This window comes from Marinitoga sp. 1155, assembly GCF_001021175.1.
In the GTDB taxonomy this organism is placed as follows: domain Bacteria; phylum Thermotogota; class Thermotogae; order Petrotogales; family Petrotogaceae; genus Marinitoga.
The window spans coordinates 29,933-50,584 of record NZ_AZAX01000002.1 but is presented as its reverse complement, the minus strand read 5'-3'; the positions used below and the strand labels follow the sequence as shown (position 1 = coordinate 50,584).

The 20,652-nt window shown below is 26.9% G+C and carries 17 protein-coding genes; 16 read left to right on the top strand and 1 reads right to left on the bottom strand.

The annotated features are described in order from the left end of the window. Nucleotides 1-158: 158 nt before the first annotated feature. On the bottom strand, nucleotides 159-1,499 hold the full coding sequence (locus X274_RS01475; protein WP_047265029.1) for an S-layer homology domain-containing protein: 1,341 nt from the start codon (nucleotides 1,497-1,499) through the stop codon (nucleotides 159-161). 231 nt (nucleotides 1,500-1,730) lie between these two features. On the opposite strand from X274_RS01475, the gene aspS reads away from it, so the two are divergent. The 16 genes from aspS (at nucleotide 1,731) to X274_RS01395 (ending at nucleotide 20,534) form a co-directional block, all read left to right on the top strand. Beyond that, nucleotides 1,731-3,491, top strand: coding sequence for an aspartate--tRNA ligase (gene aspS / locus X274_RS01470; protein ID WP_047265028.1), 1,761 nt, complete (start codon nucleotides 1,731-1,733; stop codon nucleotides 3,489-3,491). Nucleotides 3,492-3,502: 11 nt separating this feature from the next. Then, the gene (gene cmk, locus X274_RS01465) at nucleotides 3,503-4,168 is read left to right on the top strand and encodes a (d)CMP kinase (protein WP_047265027.1); all 666 of its coding nucleotides are present in this window, start codon (nucleotides 3,503-3,505) and stop codon (nucleotides 4,166-4,168) included. Between the two features lie 5 nt (nucleotides 4,169-4,173). Next, nucleotides 4,174-5,016, top strand: coding sequence for a 4-hydroxy-3-methylbut-2-enyl diphosphate reductase (gene ispH, locus X274_RS01460; protein WP_047265026.1), 843 nt, complete (start codon nucleotides 4,174-4,176; stop codon nucleotides 5,014-5,016). Further along, nucleotides 5,016-6,572 carry a S1 RNA-binding domain-containing protein gene (locus X274_RS01455; RefSeq protein ID WP_047265025.1) on the top strand — a complete coding sequence of 519 codons (1,557 nt, stop codon included), beginning with the start codon at nucleotides 5,016-5,018 and terminating at the stop codon, nucleotides 6,570-6,572. The genes ispH and X274_RS01455 overlap by 1 nt, the downstream gene beginning before the upstream one ends. 14 nt (nucleotides 6,573-6,586) lie before the next feature. Then, nucleotides 6,587-7,915: a ribosome biogenesis GTPase Der gene (gene der / locus X274_RS01450; RefSeq protein WP_047265024.1), complete on the top strand. Its 1,329-nt coding sequence runs from the start codon at nucleotides 6,587-6,589 to the stop codon at nucleotides 7,913-7,915. Nucleotides 7,916-7,946: 31 nt separating this feature from the next. After that, entirely contained in the window at nucleotides 7,947-8,546 is a 600-nt protein-coding gene (gene plsY / locus X274_RS01445) for a glycerol-3-phosphate 1-O-acyltransferase PlsY (RefSeq protein ID WP_084822589.1), read from the top strand. Then, nucleotides 8,543-10,288, top strand: coding sequence for a hypothetical protein (locus tag X274_RS01440; protein WP_047265023.1), 1,746 nt, complete (start codon nucleotides 8,543-8,545; stop codon nucleotides 10,286-10,288). The genes plsY and X274_RS01440 overlap by 4 nt, the downstream gene beginning before the upstream one ends. Then, the gene (locus X274_RS01435; protein WP_047265022.1) at nucleotides 10,278-10,736 is read left to right on the top strand and encodes a tetratricopeptide repeat protein; all 459 of its coding nucleotides are present in this window, start codon (nucleotides 10,278-10,280) and stop codon (nucleotides 10,734-10,736) included. The genes X274_RS01440 and X274_RS01435 overlap by 11 nt, the downstream gene beginning before the upstream one ends. 12 nt (nucleotides 10,737-10,748) lie before the next feature. Then, nucleotides 10,749-13,628: a polysaccharide biosynthesis/export family protein gene (locus tag X274_RS01430; RefSeq protein WP_156166110.1), complete on the top strand. Its 2,880-nt coding sequence runs from the start codon at nucleotides 10,749-10,751 to the stop codon at nucleotides 13,626-13,628. 108 nt (nucleotides 13,629-13,736) lie between these two features. Continuing rightward, a complete protein-coding gene (gene hslU / locus X274_RS01425; protein ID WP_047265020.1) occupies nucleotides 13,737-15,128 on the top strand; it encodes an ATP-dependent protease ATPase subunit HslU in 1,392 nt (463 codons plus the stop codon). Between the two features lie 10 nt (nucleotides 15,129-15,138). After that, a complete protein-coding gene (locus tag X274_RS01420; protein WP_047265019.1) occupies nucleotides 15,139-15,822 on the top strand; it encodes a response regulator in 684 nt (227 codons plus the stop codon). Beyond that, nucleotides 15,812-16,249 (top strand): NAD(P)-binding protein, encoded by a 438-nt coding sequence (locus tag X274_RS01415; RefSeq protein ID WP_047265018.1) that lies wholly within the window; start codon nucleotides 15,812-15,814, stop codon nucleotides 16,247-16,249. The genes X274_RS01420 and X274_RS01415 overlap by 11 nt, the downstream gene beginning before the upstream one ends. Continuing rightward, nucleotides 16,239-16,922, top strand: coding sequence for a potassium channel family protein (locus tag X274_RS11385; protein ID WP_052913116.1), 684 nt, complete (start codon nucleotides 16,239-16,241; stop codon nucleotides 16,920-16,922). Before X274_RS01415 ends, X274_RS11385 begins: the two co-directional genes overlap by 11 nt. A 4-nt stretch (nucleotides 16,923-16,926) precedes the next feature. Further along, nucleotides 16,927-18,429: a TrkH family potassium uptake protein gene (locus X274_RS01405; protein ID WP_047265017.1), complete on the top strand. Its 1,503-nt coding sequence runs from the start codon at nucleotides 16,927-16,929 to the stop codon at nucleotides 18,427-18,429. Between the two features lie 10 nt (nucleotides 18,430-18,439). Then, complete coding sequence (gene hisS, locus X274_RS01400) at nucleotides 18,440-19,705, top strand: histidine--tRNA ligase (RefSeq protein ID WP_047265016.1); 1,266 nt, start codon at nucleotides 18,440-18,442, stop codon at nucleotides 19,703-19,705. Between the two features lie 4 nt (nucleotides 19,706-19,709). Beyond that, on the top strand, nucleotides 19,710-20,534 hold the full coding sequence (locus tag X274_RS01395; RefSeq protein ID WP_047265015.1) for a hypothetical protein: 825 nt from the start codon (nucleotides 19,710-19,712) through the stop codon (nucleotides 20,532-20,534). Nucleotides 20,535-20,652: the final 118 nt, after the last annotated feature.

The following is a 20,652-nucleotide window of genomic DNA, read 5'->3' as shown; positions in this document are numbered from 1 at the left end:
CCTTTCACATGAGAAATTCAGTTTTTAAATATATTTATATCTACTGATAATATTATAGCATAAAATTAGCTGCATTTAAATATATTCTATTTATAGGTTATTACAGTTATAAAATTTCAATTATAAATAAAAAAAGGCGACTAAATTGCCGCCTTTTTTTATTTATAATTCGATGGGTTGATAAAGTAAATTGCAACTCCAGCTACTCCCAATACAATTCCAAGCCAACCTAAAATATTTGCTTGATTTGCTGTTTTTTCTATTTTATCAACTCTTGCTTTATCCACAACAGAATCTGACATTGCATATTTTTCTAATTGTTTTTCTAAATTTGCTTTAGTTACATAATTATCGAGTTTCGAGTCAACATCAGCAACAAGTGCATATTTTTCAAGATCTGTTTTTAACGCATAATCTTTTAATCTGGCATTTAAATCTCCTAATGTTGCATATTGTTTTAGATCACCAAATGTTACATATTCTTTCAATGTATCTTTTGTTACATAATTATCAAAATTTAAAGTTAATTCCTTTATTTTTTCAGCATTTGCAGCCACTGATGTTTCAACAGATTTTAAACTTGAATTTAATTCCTCATATTTTGATAACTTACTATTTAATCCATTATATAAATTTTCTAATGATGATACTTTTGAATTTAAAGTAGTTATTTCTAATGAAACTTTACTCAAATCTTCAAGTTTAGTATAATCTTTCAAATATTCGCTAACTTTTGTATCAATTGCAGTGTTTACCATATCAATATCAGCTTTTAAAGCTAATTTTGATTCAAAATCTGATATTTCATTTTTTATGCTTTCTAAATCTATTGAATTCACTTTCATTTCTAAATCAGCTACTTTATTAGCTAGTATTCCAATTGATTCTATTGCTGTTTTATTTGAAGCAACTTCCTTTTTAAGAGCAGTTAAATCACCGGATAAATTTTTTAACATATTTAGATTATTTTCCAAATTTGATATTTTTTGTTCAATCATTTTGTTTGATTGCATTTCATTTATCTTTTTTTCAACATTGTCAATTTTTGTACTCAAAAAGCTAATAACATCATAAGCACTTTTTAACTCGTTTATAGAAGTTTCTAATTCGTTTATTTTTGAATTTAATTGCGTTGTGTCTATATTTGCTATTGATTTTTTTATCATCGCTTCAACTTCCATTTTTGACATGCCTTTTGATTGTTTTTCAATTTCCTGAACCTGTTTATCAAGACTTACAACCTTTTCTGCTAATGTTGCAAACAATTGTTGTTCTACATATTTCAAAGCTCTATCAAGTGCAACTGTTAGTTGATATCTATTTACCTGTGATAATCCTTGATATGTTCCATCTGGAAATCCTTCAATAATGCCTAAAGAAGATAACCTTTCAATAGAATCAAATGCCCAATGATTAACCGGAACATCTTTATACGTTGTTGCCGCAAATGAAAATACAGCTAAAGATAAAACGGCTAAAATAATTAAGATCTTTTTCATCCTAACACCTCCAAAAAATTTTTATTATTTTCTAACTCTCAATCTTATTTTACCACAAAAATCAAAAAAAATGGTAAAATAAATTAGTATTTTTAGACATATTTTTATGATATACTTTAATAAGTTTTATTGAAATTGAAAGTTGATTTCCCTAATATTGATTTTTATCAATACTATTTTCTATATCATTATAACAAATTCCTTAAAAAATATAAATACGGAGGTGTTTCAATGCGTTTAAAAAGAACTCATAAATGTGGTGAATTGAATATTAATAATACTGGAGAAAATGTCATATTAAATGGTTGGGTGGAAAGAGTCAGAGATTTAGGTGGAATTAAGTTTGGATTATTAAGAGATCGTTATGGAAAAGTTCAGTTTGTTGTTGATCCGGATAATGAAAAAATTTATGAAATAGCGAAATCTTTAGGCAATGAATATGTTATAGCCATAAAAGGTATTGTTAGAAAAAGACCAGATGATGCAATAAATAAAAATATGAAAACCGGAGAAGTCGAGATTTTAGTTGAAGACCTTGAAATTTTATCAGAATCTGAAACTCCACCTATTTATATAAACAAAGATGAAGATATTTCAGAAAATTTAAGATTAAAGTTCAGATATCTTGATTTAAGAAAGGAAAAAATGCAGAAAAATTTATTCTTACGTCATAAGGCTCTTCAAATAACAAGAGAATATTTTTCGAAAAATGATTTTATGGAAATAGAAACTCCCTATTTAACTAAAAGCACACCTGAAGGTGCAAGAGATTTTTTAGTTCCATCAAGACTAAAACCAGGAACTTTCTATGCTTTACCACAATCCCCACAATTATTTAAGCAGTTGTTAATGGTTTCTGGATTTGATAGATACTTTCAAATTGCAAGATGTTTCAGGGATGAAGATTTTAGAGCAGATAGACAGCCAGAATTCTCACAAATAGATTTTGAAATGTCTTTTGTTGATATGGATGATATTTTGAATTTTACTGAGGGATTATTAAAAAAATTATTCAAAGAATTAATAAATTATGAATTAGAATTACCATTAAAGCGATATACATACGATGAAGTTATGGATAAATACGGTTCTGATAAGCCCGATACAAGATATGGCCTTGAAATCAATGATTTTACAGAAATATTCCAAAACACCCATGCAGAATTTATAAAAAATGCTATAGAAAACAATCAGACTATTAAAGGTATTGTTTTAAAAGAAAAAGCAAATAAATTTTCAAGAAAAAGAATCGATGAATATACAGATTTTGCAAAATCAGTTGGCGCAGGAGGATTAATCTGGGTAAAAAATGAAAATGGAAATATTAAATCATCAATTAAAAAATTTGCAGAGCCTGAACTAAATGAACTAGTAAAAAACGGATATATTGGAAATAATGATATCGCGTTTATTTTAGTTGGAAAAAAAGAAGAAATAAACAAAATTTTGGGACATATTAGAGTTAAATTAATTAAAGAAGAAATGGAGAAAAAAGAAGGTTTTGACGTATTGTGGGTTGTAGATTTTCCAATGTTTACATGGGATGAAGAAGAAAATAGACTGGTTGCAGAACATCATCCTTTTACTATGCCAAAATTAGATGAGTTTGAAAAATTTGCGGATTCAAATCCACTAAAAATAAGAGCTCAATGTTATGATTTAGTTATCAACGGATATGAAATGGCAAGCGGAAGTATAAGGGTTCATAGAAAAGATTTACAAAATAAAATATTCGAATTAATAGGTTTAAGTGAAAAAGAAATCAACGAAAAATTTGGATTTTTAATAGAAGCATTTAAATATGGACCACCACCACATGGAGGCGCTGCTATAGGATTTGACAGATTAATTGCAATTATGGCTGGTGAAGATTCTATTAAAGAGGTTATTGCATTCCCAAAAACCGCAAGTGGTTCCAACCCAATGACTGGAGCACCATCTTCTGTTTCAGAAAAGCAATTAAAAGAATTAAAAATAAAGCTCGATATTTAAGGAGGATTAGAATGAATAAGTTTAAAGTAGCTATTGATGGTCCTGCTGGTTCAGGTAAAAGTACTATTGCAAAAGAAATTGCAAATATATTTAATTTATATTATCTGGATAGTGGAGCATTATATAGAGCATTTGGATATTACCTGAAAAAAAAGGGTTTTGATTTAAATAATGAAAATGATATAATAAATGCGTTAAAATCTTTTGATATAAAAATTATTGATGGAGATTATTATTTGTTTGATGAAAAGCTGGATTTTCAGATAAGGACGTCAGAAATCGGTAAAGCTGCTTCAATAGTAGCAAAAAATCCAGGTGTTAGAAAAAAAGTTAATGAAATATTACGTAATATAGCTTCAAATAACGGCGTTGTTATAGATGGCAGAGATATTGGAACTGTTGTATTACCTGATGCTGAAATAAAAATATTTTTAACTGCATCTATTGAAGAAAGAGCTAAAAGAAGATTTAAAGAATTAATAGAAAAGGGTGAAGATGTAAGTTTAGAGGATGTTATGAAAGAGATAGAAAAAAGGGATATCGCTGACTCTACGCGAAAAATCGCCCCTTTAAAACCTGCTGATGATGCAATTATAGTTAATACTACAGGAAAAGATATAAAAACTGTGGTAGATGAAATAAAAGAAATTATCTTGAAAAAGATTAATCTGGAGTGATTTAAATGGAAATACGCCTTGCTTCAAAAATTGGATTTTGTTATGGCGTTGAAAGAGCTTATGAAAAGGCCCTAGAACTGGCAAAAAAAAATAAAAATGTATATATATATGGTGATTTAGTACATAACAATAGTGTTAAAGACGAACTTGTATCTAAAAATATTAATTTTTTCTATTCTTTAAATGATTTACCAGAGAATTCAAAAGAAGCTATTTGTATTATACGTGCTCATGGTATTCCTAAAAAAGATAAGAACTTTTTAAAAAATAACTTTAAAAGTGTTGTAGATTTAACCTGTCCTATTGTTGAAAAGGTTTTTAATTATGCTTACAATATGCAAAAAAAAGGGTTCTTTATTGTCGCATATGGAAAGAAAGATCATGCTGAAATGATTGGATTAAAAGGTAATATAGATGAGAAAAAAATAGAAATATTAAAAAATGCTAAATCTTTTAAATATAACAAATTATGTATAATCACTCAAACAACTATGGATTATAATAATTTTAAAGATTTTGCATCACAAATTGCAAAACTTTCGGAATATAATGAATTGGTAGTAAAAGATACTATATGTTATGAAACAAAAATCCGGGAAAAAGAAGCTAAAGATATTGCAATTTGGTCAGAATTTGTTATAATAATAGGAGGAAAACATAGTTCAAATACTCGAAAACTATATGAGATTTCTAAAAAATACAATAACAATTCTATTCATATAGATTCGGTTAAAGAATTATTGTATATTGATTTTTCCAGAATAAAAAAAATAGGTATTTTAACAGGTACTTCTACACCAAATAAATCTATCAAAGAAGTTATCGAATTTTTAAGGAGGGGTTTTTGATGGTTGAAGATAAAAATGAATTTGAAAAATTACTAAGCGAGGAAACAGAATTTCAAATAAAAAAGGGGGATATTATAAAAGGTGAAATTATTTCTATTAGTTCAGATGGTCTTTTTGTTAGCGCAGAAGGAAAGCCTTTTGACGTGTATGTTGGAAAAGATTATTTATTAAACAATATTAAAGAATATAAATCAGGAGATAAAATTACTGTAAAATTATTAAAAATCAATGAATCTGAAGGCCAGGCATTCGGATCAGAGAAAGCTGCAAAAAGAGATGCTATAATAGAAAATATCGTTGAAGGTAAAATTGTGAAAGGTAAAATTGTTGAAAAAATTGAAAAAGGTTACATTGTAGAATTAGAAAATGTTATAAATGCATTTTTACCGGGTTCATTATCAATGCTTAATCCACGTCATGATTTTCCGAAAGAAGAAATGGACTTTCTTGTATTAAAAAATGAAAAGAGAAGAAAAAAAATAAATATTGTCGTATCAAGAAAAGGCATTATTGAAAAATATGTCGATGAATTTTTTGAAAATCATCACTTAAATATGATTGTTGAAGGAATTGTAAGTGGCATAAAAGATTTTGGTTTATTTGTTAATTTAAATCCATATGTTACCGCTTTAGCTCCAAGAAGCGAATTATCCTGGGATAAAAAGTTCGATCATACAAAATCCTATTCAATTGGAGATAAGATAAAAGGTGTTATTATAAAATTAGACAAAGAGGAAAAAAAGGTTTCCATTTCTATAAAAAGACTAAAAGATGATCCGTGGGAAAATATTGAAAAAAAATTCCAGATTGATTCTGTTGTTACTGGAGAAGTGGTTGAAATTTTTCCATTTGGTTTTGCAATTAAACTTGATGAAGGCGTGGAAGGTCTTGTTCATGAATCTGAAATTTTCTGGACAGGAAAAGGTAGAATTGAAGATATAGTTAAAATAGGAGATTTAATAAAGGTTAAAGTTATTTCAATAGATAAAGATAAAAAGAAAATAACTTTAAGTTATAAGCAGGTAATAGGAGATCCATGGGAAGATATTGATGATAAGTTAAAAGAAGGAGATATTATTAACGGACAGGTAGAGAAACTTTTACCAAATGGTATTATTGTAAAATTAGATAATAATTTAACAGGTTTTTCACATGTTTCCGAATTATCGTGGAATTTTGTTGATAATATTGAAGATTTGTTCTCAGAAGGGGATAAAATTAAAGTTAAAGTGTTACATATAGATAAAGATAATAGAAAAATAAAATTAAGTATTAAGCAGACAAAAGAAAATCCATGGAAAAAAGTTTCCAATGAATTAAAAAAAGGAGATAAAATAAGCGGAAAAATCTTGAAATATGTTGGAAAAGGCGCTGTTGTACTTGTTGATGATTACGAAGTAGAGGCATTTATTCCAAAATCAAAAATTGACTTATCTGAAAATGAAACCATTGAAGATGTTTTAAAAATAGGTACTAAAGTCGAAGGTGAAATTTTATCTATAGATTTTGAAAATGAAGAACAAAAGGGAAACATGATTATAAGTTTATTAAAATAATAGAGGTGAATTAAATGAAACCAGTTGTGCTAATTATCGGAAAACCAAATGTAGGAAAATCAACTCTTTTTAATAGGTTGATAAAGGAAAAAAAAGCTATAGTAATGGACTATCCTGGTGTAACTAGAGATCAAATATTCAGTGAGGCACGCTATGATGGGCGTGCCTTCACCTTAGTTGATACATGCGGAATATTTGAAGAACCTACAAATGAATTAGAAGAAATTGCAAAAAATAAAGTAATGGAATCTTTAAAAGAATCAGATCTAATCTTATTTATAGTTGATGGTAAAAACGGTTTAACTGCTGAAGATTATTATTTAGCAAATGTATTAAGAAAAGTTAAAAATAAAGTTCTATTAGTGGCAAATAAGGTTGAATCTTATGAAAAATTTGAAATTAATGTATTACCTGAACTATATAAATTAGGTTTAGGAGAACCTATTCCTATTTCTTCGGAACATAATAAAAATTTAGATGAATTAATAGAAAATATTTTTGAAAAAATCCCTCAATATGAAACTGAGGAAGAAAAAGACGAAAATATCATAAAGGTGGCTTTAATTGGACGTGCAAATGCTGGTAAATCTTCTCTTTTTAACGCTATTACAGGTATTAATAGAGCTATTGTTTCAGATGTGCCGGGAACAACAAGAGATAGCATTGATGAATTAGTAGAAATAAACGGACAAAAGTATCTTTTTATAGATACTGCTGGTTTAAAAAGAAAGTCAAAAACCAAATATGGTAGTGTCGAGATGTATAGTACAGTTAGAACTATTCGAGCAATTGAAAATTCTGATGTTGTTGTTTTGCTTATAGATGCGGTTGAGGGAATTACTCAACAGGATAAAAAAGTTATAGGTGCAGCAGAAAACAGAGGAAAGGCTACTGTAATTGCTTTTAATAAATGGGATTTGGTAAAATACCATGATAAACGAATTGAAGAATACTTAAATTTATTCGAAAAGGAATTGTATTTTGTAAATTATAGTCCTGTTATATTCACATCAGCTGCTAAACATTGGGGCATTGAAAAATTAATGGATGCTATAGATACTGCCTACAATTCTTATACAAAACGAATACCTACAAGTGCGTTAAATGCAGCTTTAGAAAGATTTATGATGGTATCACCTCCACCGATCCGAAAAGGAAAAAGAATAAAAATTTATTATGGAACGCAGGTTGATATTAAACCACCTGTTTTCATATTTTTTAGTAATATGCCTCAACAAATTCCTAAAACTTATCAAAGAGCTATTCAAAATATGATCAGACGATATATTGATCCTTTTATTGGCTCGCCCATATTTATAAAGTTTAAAAATAGAACCAAATAATAAAATAGAATCAAATAATGAGGTGATTATCTTGACTGTTGTTTTATGGATAATGTTAGGTTATCTATTTGGTTCAATTCCATTCAGTTTTCTAATTGCTCGTTTAAAAGGAATAGATATTACCAAAGTTGGTAGCGGTAATGTTGGTGGTACAAATGTTTTAAGAAATGCGGGAGCATTTTATGGAATACTAAGTATGATTTTAGATCTTTTAAAATCATTTTTTCCAACATTTATTGCTTTTAATTTTAATAAAGATATTGCATATTTTGTAGCTTTCTTTTCTGTTATAGGTCATATATATCCTGTATGGCTAAAATTCAAAGGAGGAAAAGGCGTTGCTTCTACCGTTGGTGTCTATTTTGCTTTAAACCCAGCTTTAGCTTTAATATTTTTTCTAATATGGATACCTTTAACCTTAACAACTAAATATGTTTCTTTGGCATCAATTTCTACTTTAAGTATAATTGGAATTATTAGCTTTATTTATTCACCAAAACTTGCTTTATTAAATATAGTTTTAGCTTTAATTAGTATTTATAAACATAGATCCAATATTGAAAGATTATTAAACCATAATGAAAGGAAAACAGATATTATAGAAATTTTTAGAAGGTCCTTTAAAAGATGAAAAAAATAATATTTATTTTTATATTATTTTATTCAATTGCCTTTTCTCAAAATTTAACAGATAGTGAAAAAATGGCTCGAAGGTTATTTTCAGAGAGCCTAAATAGTTTTTTTTCTGGTAAAAAATATGAAGCTCGTTTGAAATTAGAAGAAGCTATGTCAAATCAAATTTATTTAAGAGACGTTCCATATTTTTGGTATTTTGCTGCTAAACTGGATCTTTTATTAGGAAATATTGAAAAAGCTAAAGAAGATTTAAATAACATTCTGTTTTTTTCTCCTTCAAACACTGAAGCAATATCACTTTTGAATTTTATAAACTCCCTGAATAACATTGAAAAAATAATTTCACCAGAAATAAAAATAAAAGAATTTAAACAAATAAAAAATATTATAAATGCTAATGAAAAATACTTTATGGCTAATGATTTTCTTATAGTAAATTCTTATATATATCTATTAGATATACAAAATAAGTTAATTTACTATACCAACCTGGATAATTCTTATGAAAACTGGATAAAATTTGAAAATGCTATAGGGAAAGATTTTATTCCTCTAAATATATATTATGATGAGCGCACAGACTATTTTTATGTTTCCGGAAACACCGGTCTTTATGTAATAAAAAATTTTTCTTTACAAAAAAAGTTCTATTTCGAAAAAATTAGCAAATATGATAATCTTTTATTAATTGGATTAGATAAAGTCGGAAGATTCTGGACTTATTATGCAAAAAATAATAGTATTCTTATTCTTGATTACTATGGGAATTTATTGGAAAAAATCGCTCTGGATAATAACTATATTATAACAAATGGAAGTTTTTCGGAAGAAGATATAAACTTAATTGATATAAAAAATAAACAGGTTCTTGTATTTTCAACTTATTCGAAAAAAATCGAATCAATTATTCCTCTAAAAAATTCTCATAAACCTTTGAATATTGTATCATTACCTTATAATATTTTTTTAATTTCTTTTATGAATGATGGTACTTATTTATATCAAAATGGAAAATTCATCAAGTTATTTGATTTTTCTTATTTGTTAAATTATAATAACGGAATTCTAATGAAATTTGATTATTCAAGTTATAAATTGATTTTGGATCAAGTTGATTTTGTTGGAGATATAGTTCCTTATCATGTATTTTTATATGGAATTGATTTTGATGTACCTAAAATGATGATTAATTTAAAAATAAGCACTATTTCACCAGGAAGTAATTTTATTAATTTCATTAATAGAAAAATTTATATTACAGATTCAGAAGGTCGATATGCTTTTGACTATAATAAAAAATTAGAAAAACCTCGTATTTATAATTTTGATAATATGGAATATTTATTTTTAGAAATGATTCCTCTTTTAAAAAACGATTCTATAATCATATTAAATGATACGGAAAATACAAATTATGAAAAATATATAAATATTACGAATATTATACCTTTTTTATTTACAAATATTTCTTTATATCTTGTTTCAGATAAAATAATAGATAAAAAATTTCGATATCTTATTAACTTAACTGGTGGTTATCTTATCCCAGAAGAATATCTTATGACCTTTGAAAACTACATAAAAATAAACAAAAAAATAATACAAAATATTACCTATAAAATTTACCCTCCCATAGCTCCTGGAATTAGGCCGGTAAAGATTTATTTACAAATAGATAGTAAAATAATGAGTGATACAATGTATTATTATTCGGAAGGTGTTGGAATTGCAGAATAAAAGCAACTATTATCTTAATTTAGGAAATAAATATCTAAGTTTAAACAATATCGATTTAGCCATTAAAAACTATTTACTAGCTTTAAAAGAAGATTCAAAAAATCCTTTAATATACCATAATTTAGGTGTATGTTATTTATTAAAAAATGAATCAAGTTTAGCATTCGAAAATTTTAAAAAATCTATCGAAAATGGATTAAATACTGAAGAAACTCATTACTATTATTTAAAATCTTCATTTAATTCTGGTAACTATGAGGAATGCTTAAAAATTAATGCTAATGATAAATTTTTCATTGACATGAACCTAATAAAAATAAAGGCTGCTTTAAAAATAAATAATTATAAATATGCAAAAAATACTTTAGAAATTTTAAAAATGAATGGATTTTCAAGTCAGGAACTAAATTTAATAGAAAAAATCATTAATTCAAAAAATAATATATAGGAGGTTTTAGCAGTGCGACTAAAAATGTCTATTATTCTGATTATCCTTATGGGAATTTCACTTTTTGCAAATTATACAATTAGAACGGGTGATGTTTTGGGATTATGGGTTTTTGGTTATCCAGAATATTCTAACCAAAAAATTATGGTTGGTCCAGATGGGAAGATTACTGTTCCACCGATTGGAAGATTAACTGCAATTGGAAAAAACATTGAAGCACTTGAAAAGGAAATAAAAGATAAAATAAGCACTTATATAAAATCACCTAATGTTACTCTGGGTATTGTTAATTATGCTCCATTTGAAGTTCAAGTCATTGGAAATGTTAGAAAATCCGGTATTATACAATTGCCCAAACCTGAATTATCCTTAACAAAAATTATCTCTTTAAGTGGTGGATTTGCGGAACCATGGAAAAGTTCTTATGCCATAGTTAAATTTCCTGATGGCACAGAAAAAAAAGTTGATATTACTAATTTATTCAAAGGGTTATTATTAGAAAATGATCCTATAGTACCTGAAAATTCAACCATTGTCATACCTTTTGAATTTAATACCAATATTAATGTATACACAAATTTCGGAATAAAAACTATCCCATATTTTAACGGAATTACATTAAAAGATGTTATTTCTCTTTCAAACATTAATCCAGAAAATTTTGAAAATTCCATTATTGTATTAAGAAATGATGAAATGTTAAACTATTCTTTTGATGATTTAAAAAATAATAAAAATATAACTCTAAAAAAAGGTGATACTGTTATTTTTAATAAGTTAGAAAAATATGTTTATGTTTTTGGCTTAAATAAAAGTGGTAAAATAATATTTGATAAAGATGAACCATTTACTATGAAAACTTTGATGGCTAAACTTGGAATTGACCCGAAATACATTACGTATACAATATATAGTAAAGAAAATGGGAAATTGGATAATATTAATGACGACTATAATTTAAATATTGGAGAAATTATAGAATTTGAATCCGTTGAAAAATATGTTTATGTTAGTTCAAATAAAGGCGGAGGAAAAATCGTATTTGATATAAAAGAAACTTTTGATTTGAATACTTTATTGGGTAAAATGGGTATTGATAAAAAAGATTACAGTATTGAAATATTTAATCCAAAAACCGGAATATCATCTAAAGCTACGAAAAATATTTCACTTATCAAAGGTATGATTATAAAATTTACACCTGTTGAAAAATTTGTATATGTTAATAATAAAGGTAAAATTTCTTTCTCAAAAACTGAAAACTTTGATTTAGATACTTTAGTTGGCAAGTTAGGTGTTGATAAAGACTTAACTGAAATCAGAATTTTTGATCCTGATACTAAAGACACTTTTGTCGCTACAACCAATATTTCTTTGAAAAACAATATGTATATCGATTTTATTCCTGTTGAAAAATTTGTATATGTTGTTGGAGATATATCAAAAACTATCTATTTTGATAAAAAAGAAAATATTGATAAAAAAACTATTTTAGCTAAATTAGGTTTAACTGAAAATAATGTTGAACATTTCGAATATGATTCACTCAAACCTGGAAGCATCATAACAATCAAAATTAAAAAGAATTATGTTTATACTTCTGGTGCTTTTAACTATACAGGAAAAATAGACTTTGATATTTCAGAACCAATCACGCTTTCTGCAATTATTTCAAAAGCAAGAGGTTTTAATAACAGTTTTAGTGGAGAATTACTTTTAGTCAATAAAGATATTTCAAAACAGATTACTATTGAAGAAAATAAAATTTATAATGATATAATAGAACCGGGAACTATGATTATGGCAAAAAGTTCAAGAAGAGATGTTTATATTTTAGGTGAAGGTATAGCAAACGGTGTGTATACTGCTAAACTAAATGACTCATTATGGAGTATTTTACTGAAAGCTGGATATGTACCATCGGAGAAATATGAAATAACGGTAAAAAGCAATAATAATATAAATACTTATAATGGTATAAAAGCAGAAAATGTATTAAATAAAACTCCAATAACAAATGAAATTTATGTGAATGTAAAAAAAGTTAAAAATGATACAGTTTTAATTTATAAAAACGGATCTATCAAGGTTGTTACACCAAAAAATAAAAATTATGTAACTTTAATAGACGTATTTAGCAGTGTTAATGGTTTTTCCCCATCAAATGAGGGAACTATTGTAGTATATAATAAAAATGAAAAAATTGCTGAATATAACTCTTTAGATGTAATTAATAATCCGCTTTCAAAAATACCTGAAGGCTCTTATGTAAACTTTATTCTGGATGTTAATTTAAACTATATTACTGTGTTGGGAAACACAACACCAAGAAGCATAAAAAGTGAAATTCCTATACCATTAACTGAATTATTAGGGCAATTATCTATTGATTGGAAAACTCAAAAATACATAAATTTATATAAAGCAAATGGAGATTTTGAAAAAATAGATTTGGATAAAGTTAAAAATCTGAATACAGTTTTAATTGAGCCTGGTACTGTTGTATATGTTCCATCAACACATAATCAATATATATATGTATTTGGTGAAGTTTCAAAGCCTGGAGTTATACCTTATACTAAAGGTTTAAATGTTATTGAAGCTTTATTTAAAGCAGGTGTAAGAACTCAAACTGCTGAATTGTCAAATGTATTTTTATTCACCGATGGCCCTGATCAACCACCAATTGTTTTGAACTTAAAAGAGTTTTATAATGGTGAAAATGTTCCAGAAAATATGAACAAATTATTAGAACCTGGCGATATTATATATATTCCTAAAAATATTTTAACTAACGTTGTAAATGTTATGAGTATTGTTAATAACTTTATGAGTTTCTTCAACGCTGGATACACAACATACAATAATATTAATAGTATCTTAGGACAATAATCTAAATCCCCGAAGGGGATTTAGATTATGGTTCTTTATATATTAAAATTTATTCTATTTAATTAATAAAAGTTAGTATCTTCAAAAATATATGAGGAGGCATATGTTATGATAGAATTAACTCCAAAAGAAATTGTAAAAGAATTAGATAAATATATTATAGGTCAAACAAATGCTAAAAAAGCTGTGGCAATAGCCTTAAGAAATAGATACAGAAGATTAAAATTACCTGAAAAAATGAAAAAAGAAATTATGCCTAAAAATATTTTAATGATTGGTCCAACAGGAGTTGGTAAAACAGAGATAGCTAGAAGATTGGCTCAAATTGCCAATGCTCCTTTTATAAAAGTTGAAGCTACAAGATTTACAGAGGTTGGATATGTTGGAAAAAATGTTGAATCAATGATAAGAGAATTGGTTAATGTATCTATCAATATGGTAAGAAATGAAATGATGAAAGATGTTGAAGAAAATGCTGAAGAATTAGTTGAAGAAAAAATTTTAGATTCATTAATGGGAATAAAAAAACCTAAACATCCATCTGCTGGAAATTTCATGGATTTATTAAATATGTTTGGTCAAAATCAACCTAAAAAGGAAGAGCCAATTCATGATTCAAATGTTCATGAAAGAAGAGAAGAATTAAGAAGAAGATTAAAAAATAAAGAATTAGAAGAAATTGAAATTGAAATTGAGGTTGAGGAATCTGCAACTCCAATGTTTGCAGGATTGGGTCCGGAATTTGAAGATATGGGAATACAAATTGGAGAAATGTTCTCAAATATGATGCCGAAAAAAACTGTTAGAAAAAAATTGAAAATAAAAGATGCAAGAAAATTATTATTACCTATCGAAGCTGAGAAATTAATCGATAAAGATAAAATGATTCAAGAAGCTATAGATAGAGCACAAAATAGAGGCATAATCTTTATAGATGAAATGGATAAAATTGCTGCTAAATCTGGAGGATCTGGTCCAGATGTTTCTCGTGAAGGTGTTCAAAGAGATTTATTGCCTATTGTTGAAGGCACAACTGTTGTAACCAAACACGGACCAATTAAAACTGATTATATGCTGTTTATCGCAGCTGGTGCATTTCACGTCTCTAAACCTTCTGATTTAATTCCCGAAATGCAGGGTAGATTCCCTATTAGAGTGGAATTAGATGCTTTAACAGAAAAGGATTTTGTCAGAATTTTAGTTGAACCAGAAAATGCTATTACCAAACAATATAAAGCTTTGCTGGAAACTGACGGTGTTAATTTAATATTTACAGATGATGGAATAAATGAAATTGCCAAAATTGCTTTTGAGTTAAATGAAAGAATTGAAAATATCGGCGCAAGAAGATTATATACTGTTGTAGAAAGAGTGCTTGAAGAGGTTTCTTTTGAAGCTCCTTTAGGTTCAGAAGTTGATATACAAATTACAAAGGAATATGTTAAACAAAGAGTAGGAAATCTTGCAGAAAATAAGGATTTAAGCGAATTTATCCTTTAGGAGGTTTTTCATGCATAAAATTTTAATTATCGATGATTCTCCTGAAATTGTAATTTTATATGAAAAGATGATCAATAATTATCTCCAGAATATTGACCATATTAATACTATTATTTACACTCTAAATGATTTTAAAAATTTTTTAGATAACGAAAATAATTTCAAAGAGAAATTTTCACTTATAATTAGTGAAATAGAATTGCATGGTGAGAATATTGTAGATTATTTAGAAGTGTTAAAAACATATCAACCCAGAACTCCTTTATATATTGTTAGCAATAAAATGAACTTAAATTCAATAAAAAATATATTTAAAATTGGTGCTCTGGATTGGATTGAAAAACCGATAGTTCCAGAAGAATTTGCTATTATGCTTGCAGAATCTATATTCAAGGGTGAAACTTTTGAAGGAAAATACAGAAAATTAAGAAATGAAATAATAAATTTTGACGAAAATAATAATCTGGAATTTTTTATGCTTGAAGATAAAATAAGCACTTTAATTTTTGAGAATCCTAATAGATATGAAGGTCACTTTTTACTTGGATATTTATACTGGAAAAAACTAAAAAATATAAATCTTCTAAAAAAACATTATAAAGCAGCATTAGCACTTTCTGAAAACAGTATTAAAGACAGGGAACTTGAAAATGTTATTGTCAAAATCCTGGAGGGGCATAATAATGAAAAATAAAATGAAATATATTATTATTATTGGATGTGGGAGACTGGGATCTGAATTAGCCCGACGCTTTTCTAAAGATCATAATGTAATTGTTGTGGATAAATTGCCAGAAGCTCTCGAACGTCTTAAAAAATATAATTTTACAGGTTTTTCGATGGTAGTCGACAGTTCTGATATTGCTATTTTAGATCAGGTAAAAGCCGAAAAAGCCGATTTAATATATATCGTCACTCCAGATGATAATTTAAATTTTATGCTTGCAAATGCCTGCAATACTTTTTATAAAACAAAAAACCAAAAATTGGAAATAATAGCAAGAGTTAATGATCCACATAAAAAAAATCTTTTTGAAAAAGCTGGATTAACTATATTTTGTCCTATTGAGCATGCAGTTGACGAATTGGTAGGAAATGAGGGTGTAATAAATGAAAAATAAAATCTTTTATATTGTTGAAGGAGAGAATATTGCTTATTCAATAGTGAGAAATTTATTATATCAGGGACATAATGTATACTATATTTCAGCAAATCAGGAAAATATAAATAGAATTTTATCTTTAAAAGCATATTATTCAAATTTAGATGGAATTTTGCATGATCCAACAGAAATAACTTTTTTAGAAAGTCTTGATATGGCACCAAACAGAGTTGGAGGTGTAATTTCTCTCTCAAGTGATGATGCATTAAATTTCGTTGTTTCCTGGTTAATCAAACAACTTTACGAAGATATACGTGTAATATCCCTTGTTAATTATCCTGAAAATGAAAAATTATTTTTACAAAATTATATTGAAACTGTTAGTATTACAAATTGGATAGAAAAATTAATAGAAGCTTCTATAGAATATCAAACAAATTTAAGTTTTTTTAATCCCTATGCTGATAAATTAGCAATTATAGAAGTAAAAATAAAAAAACAGGATTTTGCTGCTAATAAAAAGCTAAAAGATTTATATATGCCAGAAAATTCTATTGTAAGCATGATTATACGCGAAAATGAAATTTTTGTCCCTCAGGGAAATACTGAAATATTGACTGGAGATAAATTGGTTATTTTTTCATTAAAAGATAAAGTTCCTGAAGTTAAGCTGAAACTATTGAAAGGATGAAAATATGCCAAAATACCTTTCTAACTTAAAATATCGATATAAATTAGTTTTTAGAAATACCGGCTTAATGCTGGTATATTTTGGTATTGGATTAATTTTATTTGGATCGTTAGCTCTATTTTATAAAGATTTAAATTCTTTTTATAGTTTTTTGGAAGCAGGTTTAATAAGTATATTCACAGGTTCTTTTTTTATATTATTGAGCTGGAATACAAAAAATTCTGCAATAAATATTCAGGATGCTATAGTTATTATATTTCTGGTATGGACATTAGCAATATTCTTTTCTGCATTACCATTCGTTTTTTCTGGAATATTGAATATACATCAGGCTATTTTTGAATCAACAAGTGGCTGGACAACTACTGGACTTACTCTTGTAGACGTTACAAAAATTCCTAAAATCTTTTTATTATGGAGAAGTCTAATGCAATATTTTGGGGGCGCCGGATTTGCATTAATTATGGTTATAGCTACAGGCGCTCTTGGTGTTGGATTATATCAGGCAGAGGGAAGAACTGATAATGTCGTTCCAAACTTGCGGGATTCTGCAAAAATAATCTTTGGAATTTATATATCATGGGCTATTATAGGTATTATTTTATTAAAATTCATAGCAGGATTATCTTTTTTTGATTCTTTTAACCATACATTGACTGCTCTAGCCACAGGTGGTTTTTCCACAAAAGTTAATAGTATAGGAGAATTTAATAATATTAACGCTGAAATAATTATTATGGTTTTAATGATTGCTGGTGGAACAGGATTTGGAGTCCACTATGCAGCTCTAAAGCGTAGAGATTTATTCAAAAAAAATCCCGAACCAAAAACTATGTTTTTTATATTGATAATATCAATACCTTTAATCTTATTTTTCACAACAAAATTATTATACGGTTTTTGGGGTGGATTAAGATATTCTGCTTTCCAAACTATTTCTGCTCTTACAGGAACAGGATTTTCTACAGTTTCGTTTGAAAATTGGAATGGTTTTGGATTACTTATTATGACAATATTAATGATATTAGGTGGGATGATGGATTCAACTTCTGGAGGATTAAAACTTTTCAGGATATTCGTTATATGGAAAATAATCACTCATCAAATAAACAATTATTTTAAACCAGAAGGAAGTATTTTCCATATAGAAGTATATAAAGGTATTTCAAAGAAAAAAATTTCTTACGATACTTTAAAAGATGTAATTGCAGTAGTATTTATGTATTTTTTAATATATACTATAGGAGTATTAGTATTATTATCTTATGGTTATTCCATGGAAGATTCTTTATTTGAATATGCATCAGCATTATCTGCAGTAGGACTTTCTATAGGAATAACAACTCCAGATTCACCATTGGGGGTTATATGGATAGAAACAATTGGCATGTATCTCGGAAGACTTGAATTTTTTGTAATATTCTTTGCTATAATTAAAATCTTTAGAGATATAAAGGATATAATTCAAATTAAATTTTTGAAAATTAGAGGAGGTGACCCCTTTTAAAGGGTGATGTATGGCTCAATATAAGAAGTTTAAAGGTACTCAGGATATCTTTGGTGAAGAGTCAAAATACTGGTACTTTATAGAAAAAAAAGCAAGAGAAACATTTTTAAAATATGGCTATAAAGAAATTAAAACTCCAATAATTGAACCTACTGAATTATTTAAAAGAAGTGTTGGCGAAGATACAGATATAGTTCAAAAAGAAATGTACACTTTTGAAGATAAAGGAGGACGTTCTGTTACTTTAAGACCAGAGGGTACTGCATCGGTAGTGAGAGCATATGTTGAAAATTCTATGATTAACCTTGGCTCCCCAATAAAATTATATTATATCGGCCCTATGTTCAGATATGAAAAACCTCAGGCTGGAAGACTACGACAATTTCATCAGATAGGAATTGAAATTTTTGGTACAAATACACCTATTTCAGATGCCGAAACTATTATTTTAGCAGACGAATTATTAAAATCATTTGGATTAAAAAACTACAGAATAAAAATAAACAGTATTGGATGTGAAAAATGTCGTCCTGTGTATAGAGATAAACTAAAAGCATATTATAAACCATTATTATCAAAATTATGCGATGATTGTCAGAAAAGATATGAAACCAATATAATGAGATTGCTTGATTGTAAAATAGATAAAAATTATTCTAAAAATGCCCCAACAATATTAGATCATTTATGTGATGATTGTAAAACTCATTTTGATAAAGTTATAAAATATTTAGATGAATTAAACATTAATTATGAGATAGATTCTAAAATAGTCCGTGGCCTTGATTACTATACAAAAACAGCTTTTGAAATTGAACATATGGATCTTGGCGCACAATCTGTCATATTAGGTGGGGGTAGGTATAATTCATTAGTTGAGGAAATAGGTGGCAAAAACACTCCTGCGATAGGTTTTGGAATGGGAATTGAAAGGATTATTTTAGCCTTAAAAAAAGAAAATATTGAGATTGAAAATCCTGAAAAAATAGATATATATATTGCATATGCTGGTGAAAATACAGATATTGCTGCTTTAAAGCTTTCAAAAACTTTAAAAAATGAAGGATTAAATGTATTTTTAAATATTTCCGAAAGAAGCATTAGAAATCAGATGAAACATGCAAATAAAATAAAAGCACATTTTGTAGTTATAATAGGAGAAAATGAAATAAAAACAGATACAATAACTGTTAAAAATATGAATACTGGAGAGCAATTTGAAATAGAAAATTATTGGGCTCCGCAAATTTTAAAAGAAAAAGTTTCATTGGAGTGATGTTATGATTCTTTTAAATCCATTAATAGTTCTTGTTGGAATGATTATGTATATTATTCCTTATTTATGGCCCTTGAGTTTTGCTATTACCATGTTTGTATATCATATATTACTTAAAAATAGAGATGAACATATAAAAAGAATTAAAATCTTATTTAAAACTGAGGATCTGGAATTTTTTAATCTTAAACAAAACAATTCTTTAAAAATTCTATTTGGTTACATAATTTCATTCTCTGGATTTACTATAATTTTTATTAAAATTTCAAATCAATTAGAACGTTTTTATAGCAATATTTCTTCTGTTGAAGAACTGAAAAATATTGAATTTGTTTTACCAACATTTGATACGTTCCTCTTTTTTTTATTTTTATTTTTCATATGGTTTACCTATATAAAATTAATAAACAGAATAATAAAAGATCAATTTTACCTACAAAATATTGAAATTCAGAAAAATTTGATTAAAGAACCTATTTTAAAATATAGAGATGCTAATTTTATAATGTTTCTCAGATTAATAACTTTTAATTTGTATGAATGGTTTTTACTAATTTCGTTGTTAAAAGAAACAAATTCTTTATATAAAGCTGATGGAACTTATGAAATAAATTTAGAAAAAATGAAAAAAGAGATTAAGCAAGATGTATCTGATCCCTTTGAAAACATTAAACAGGAAAATTTTAACTCAAAAGAAGAATTTTTGAGTTATTTATATTCTGAAATTTCAAAATTGAATGTACAAAATCGATTAAAAATCCTTGAAAAACTCCTCGAAAAAAATATTCTTTCAAAAGAAGATGCAGAAAAAATTAAAAAGTTGTTTTAAAGAAAACGTTTTAAATTTTACAGAAAATACATATTTTTTTTACTTGACAAGGTATTAAAATATTAATATAATAATACCGATTTTATTAATTCATTTTATTAACGCAATGGCTGTCTTG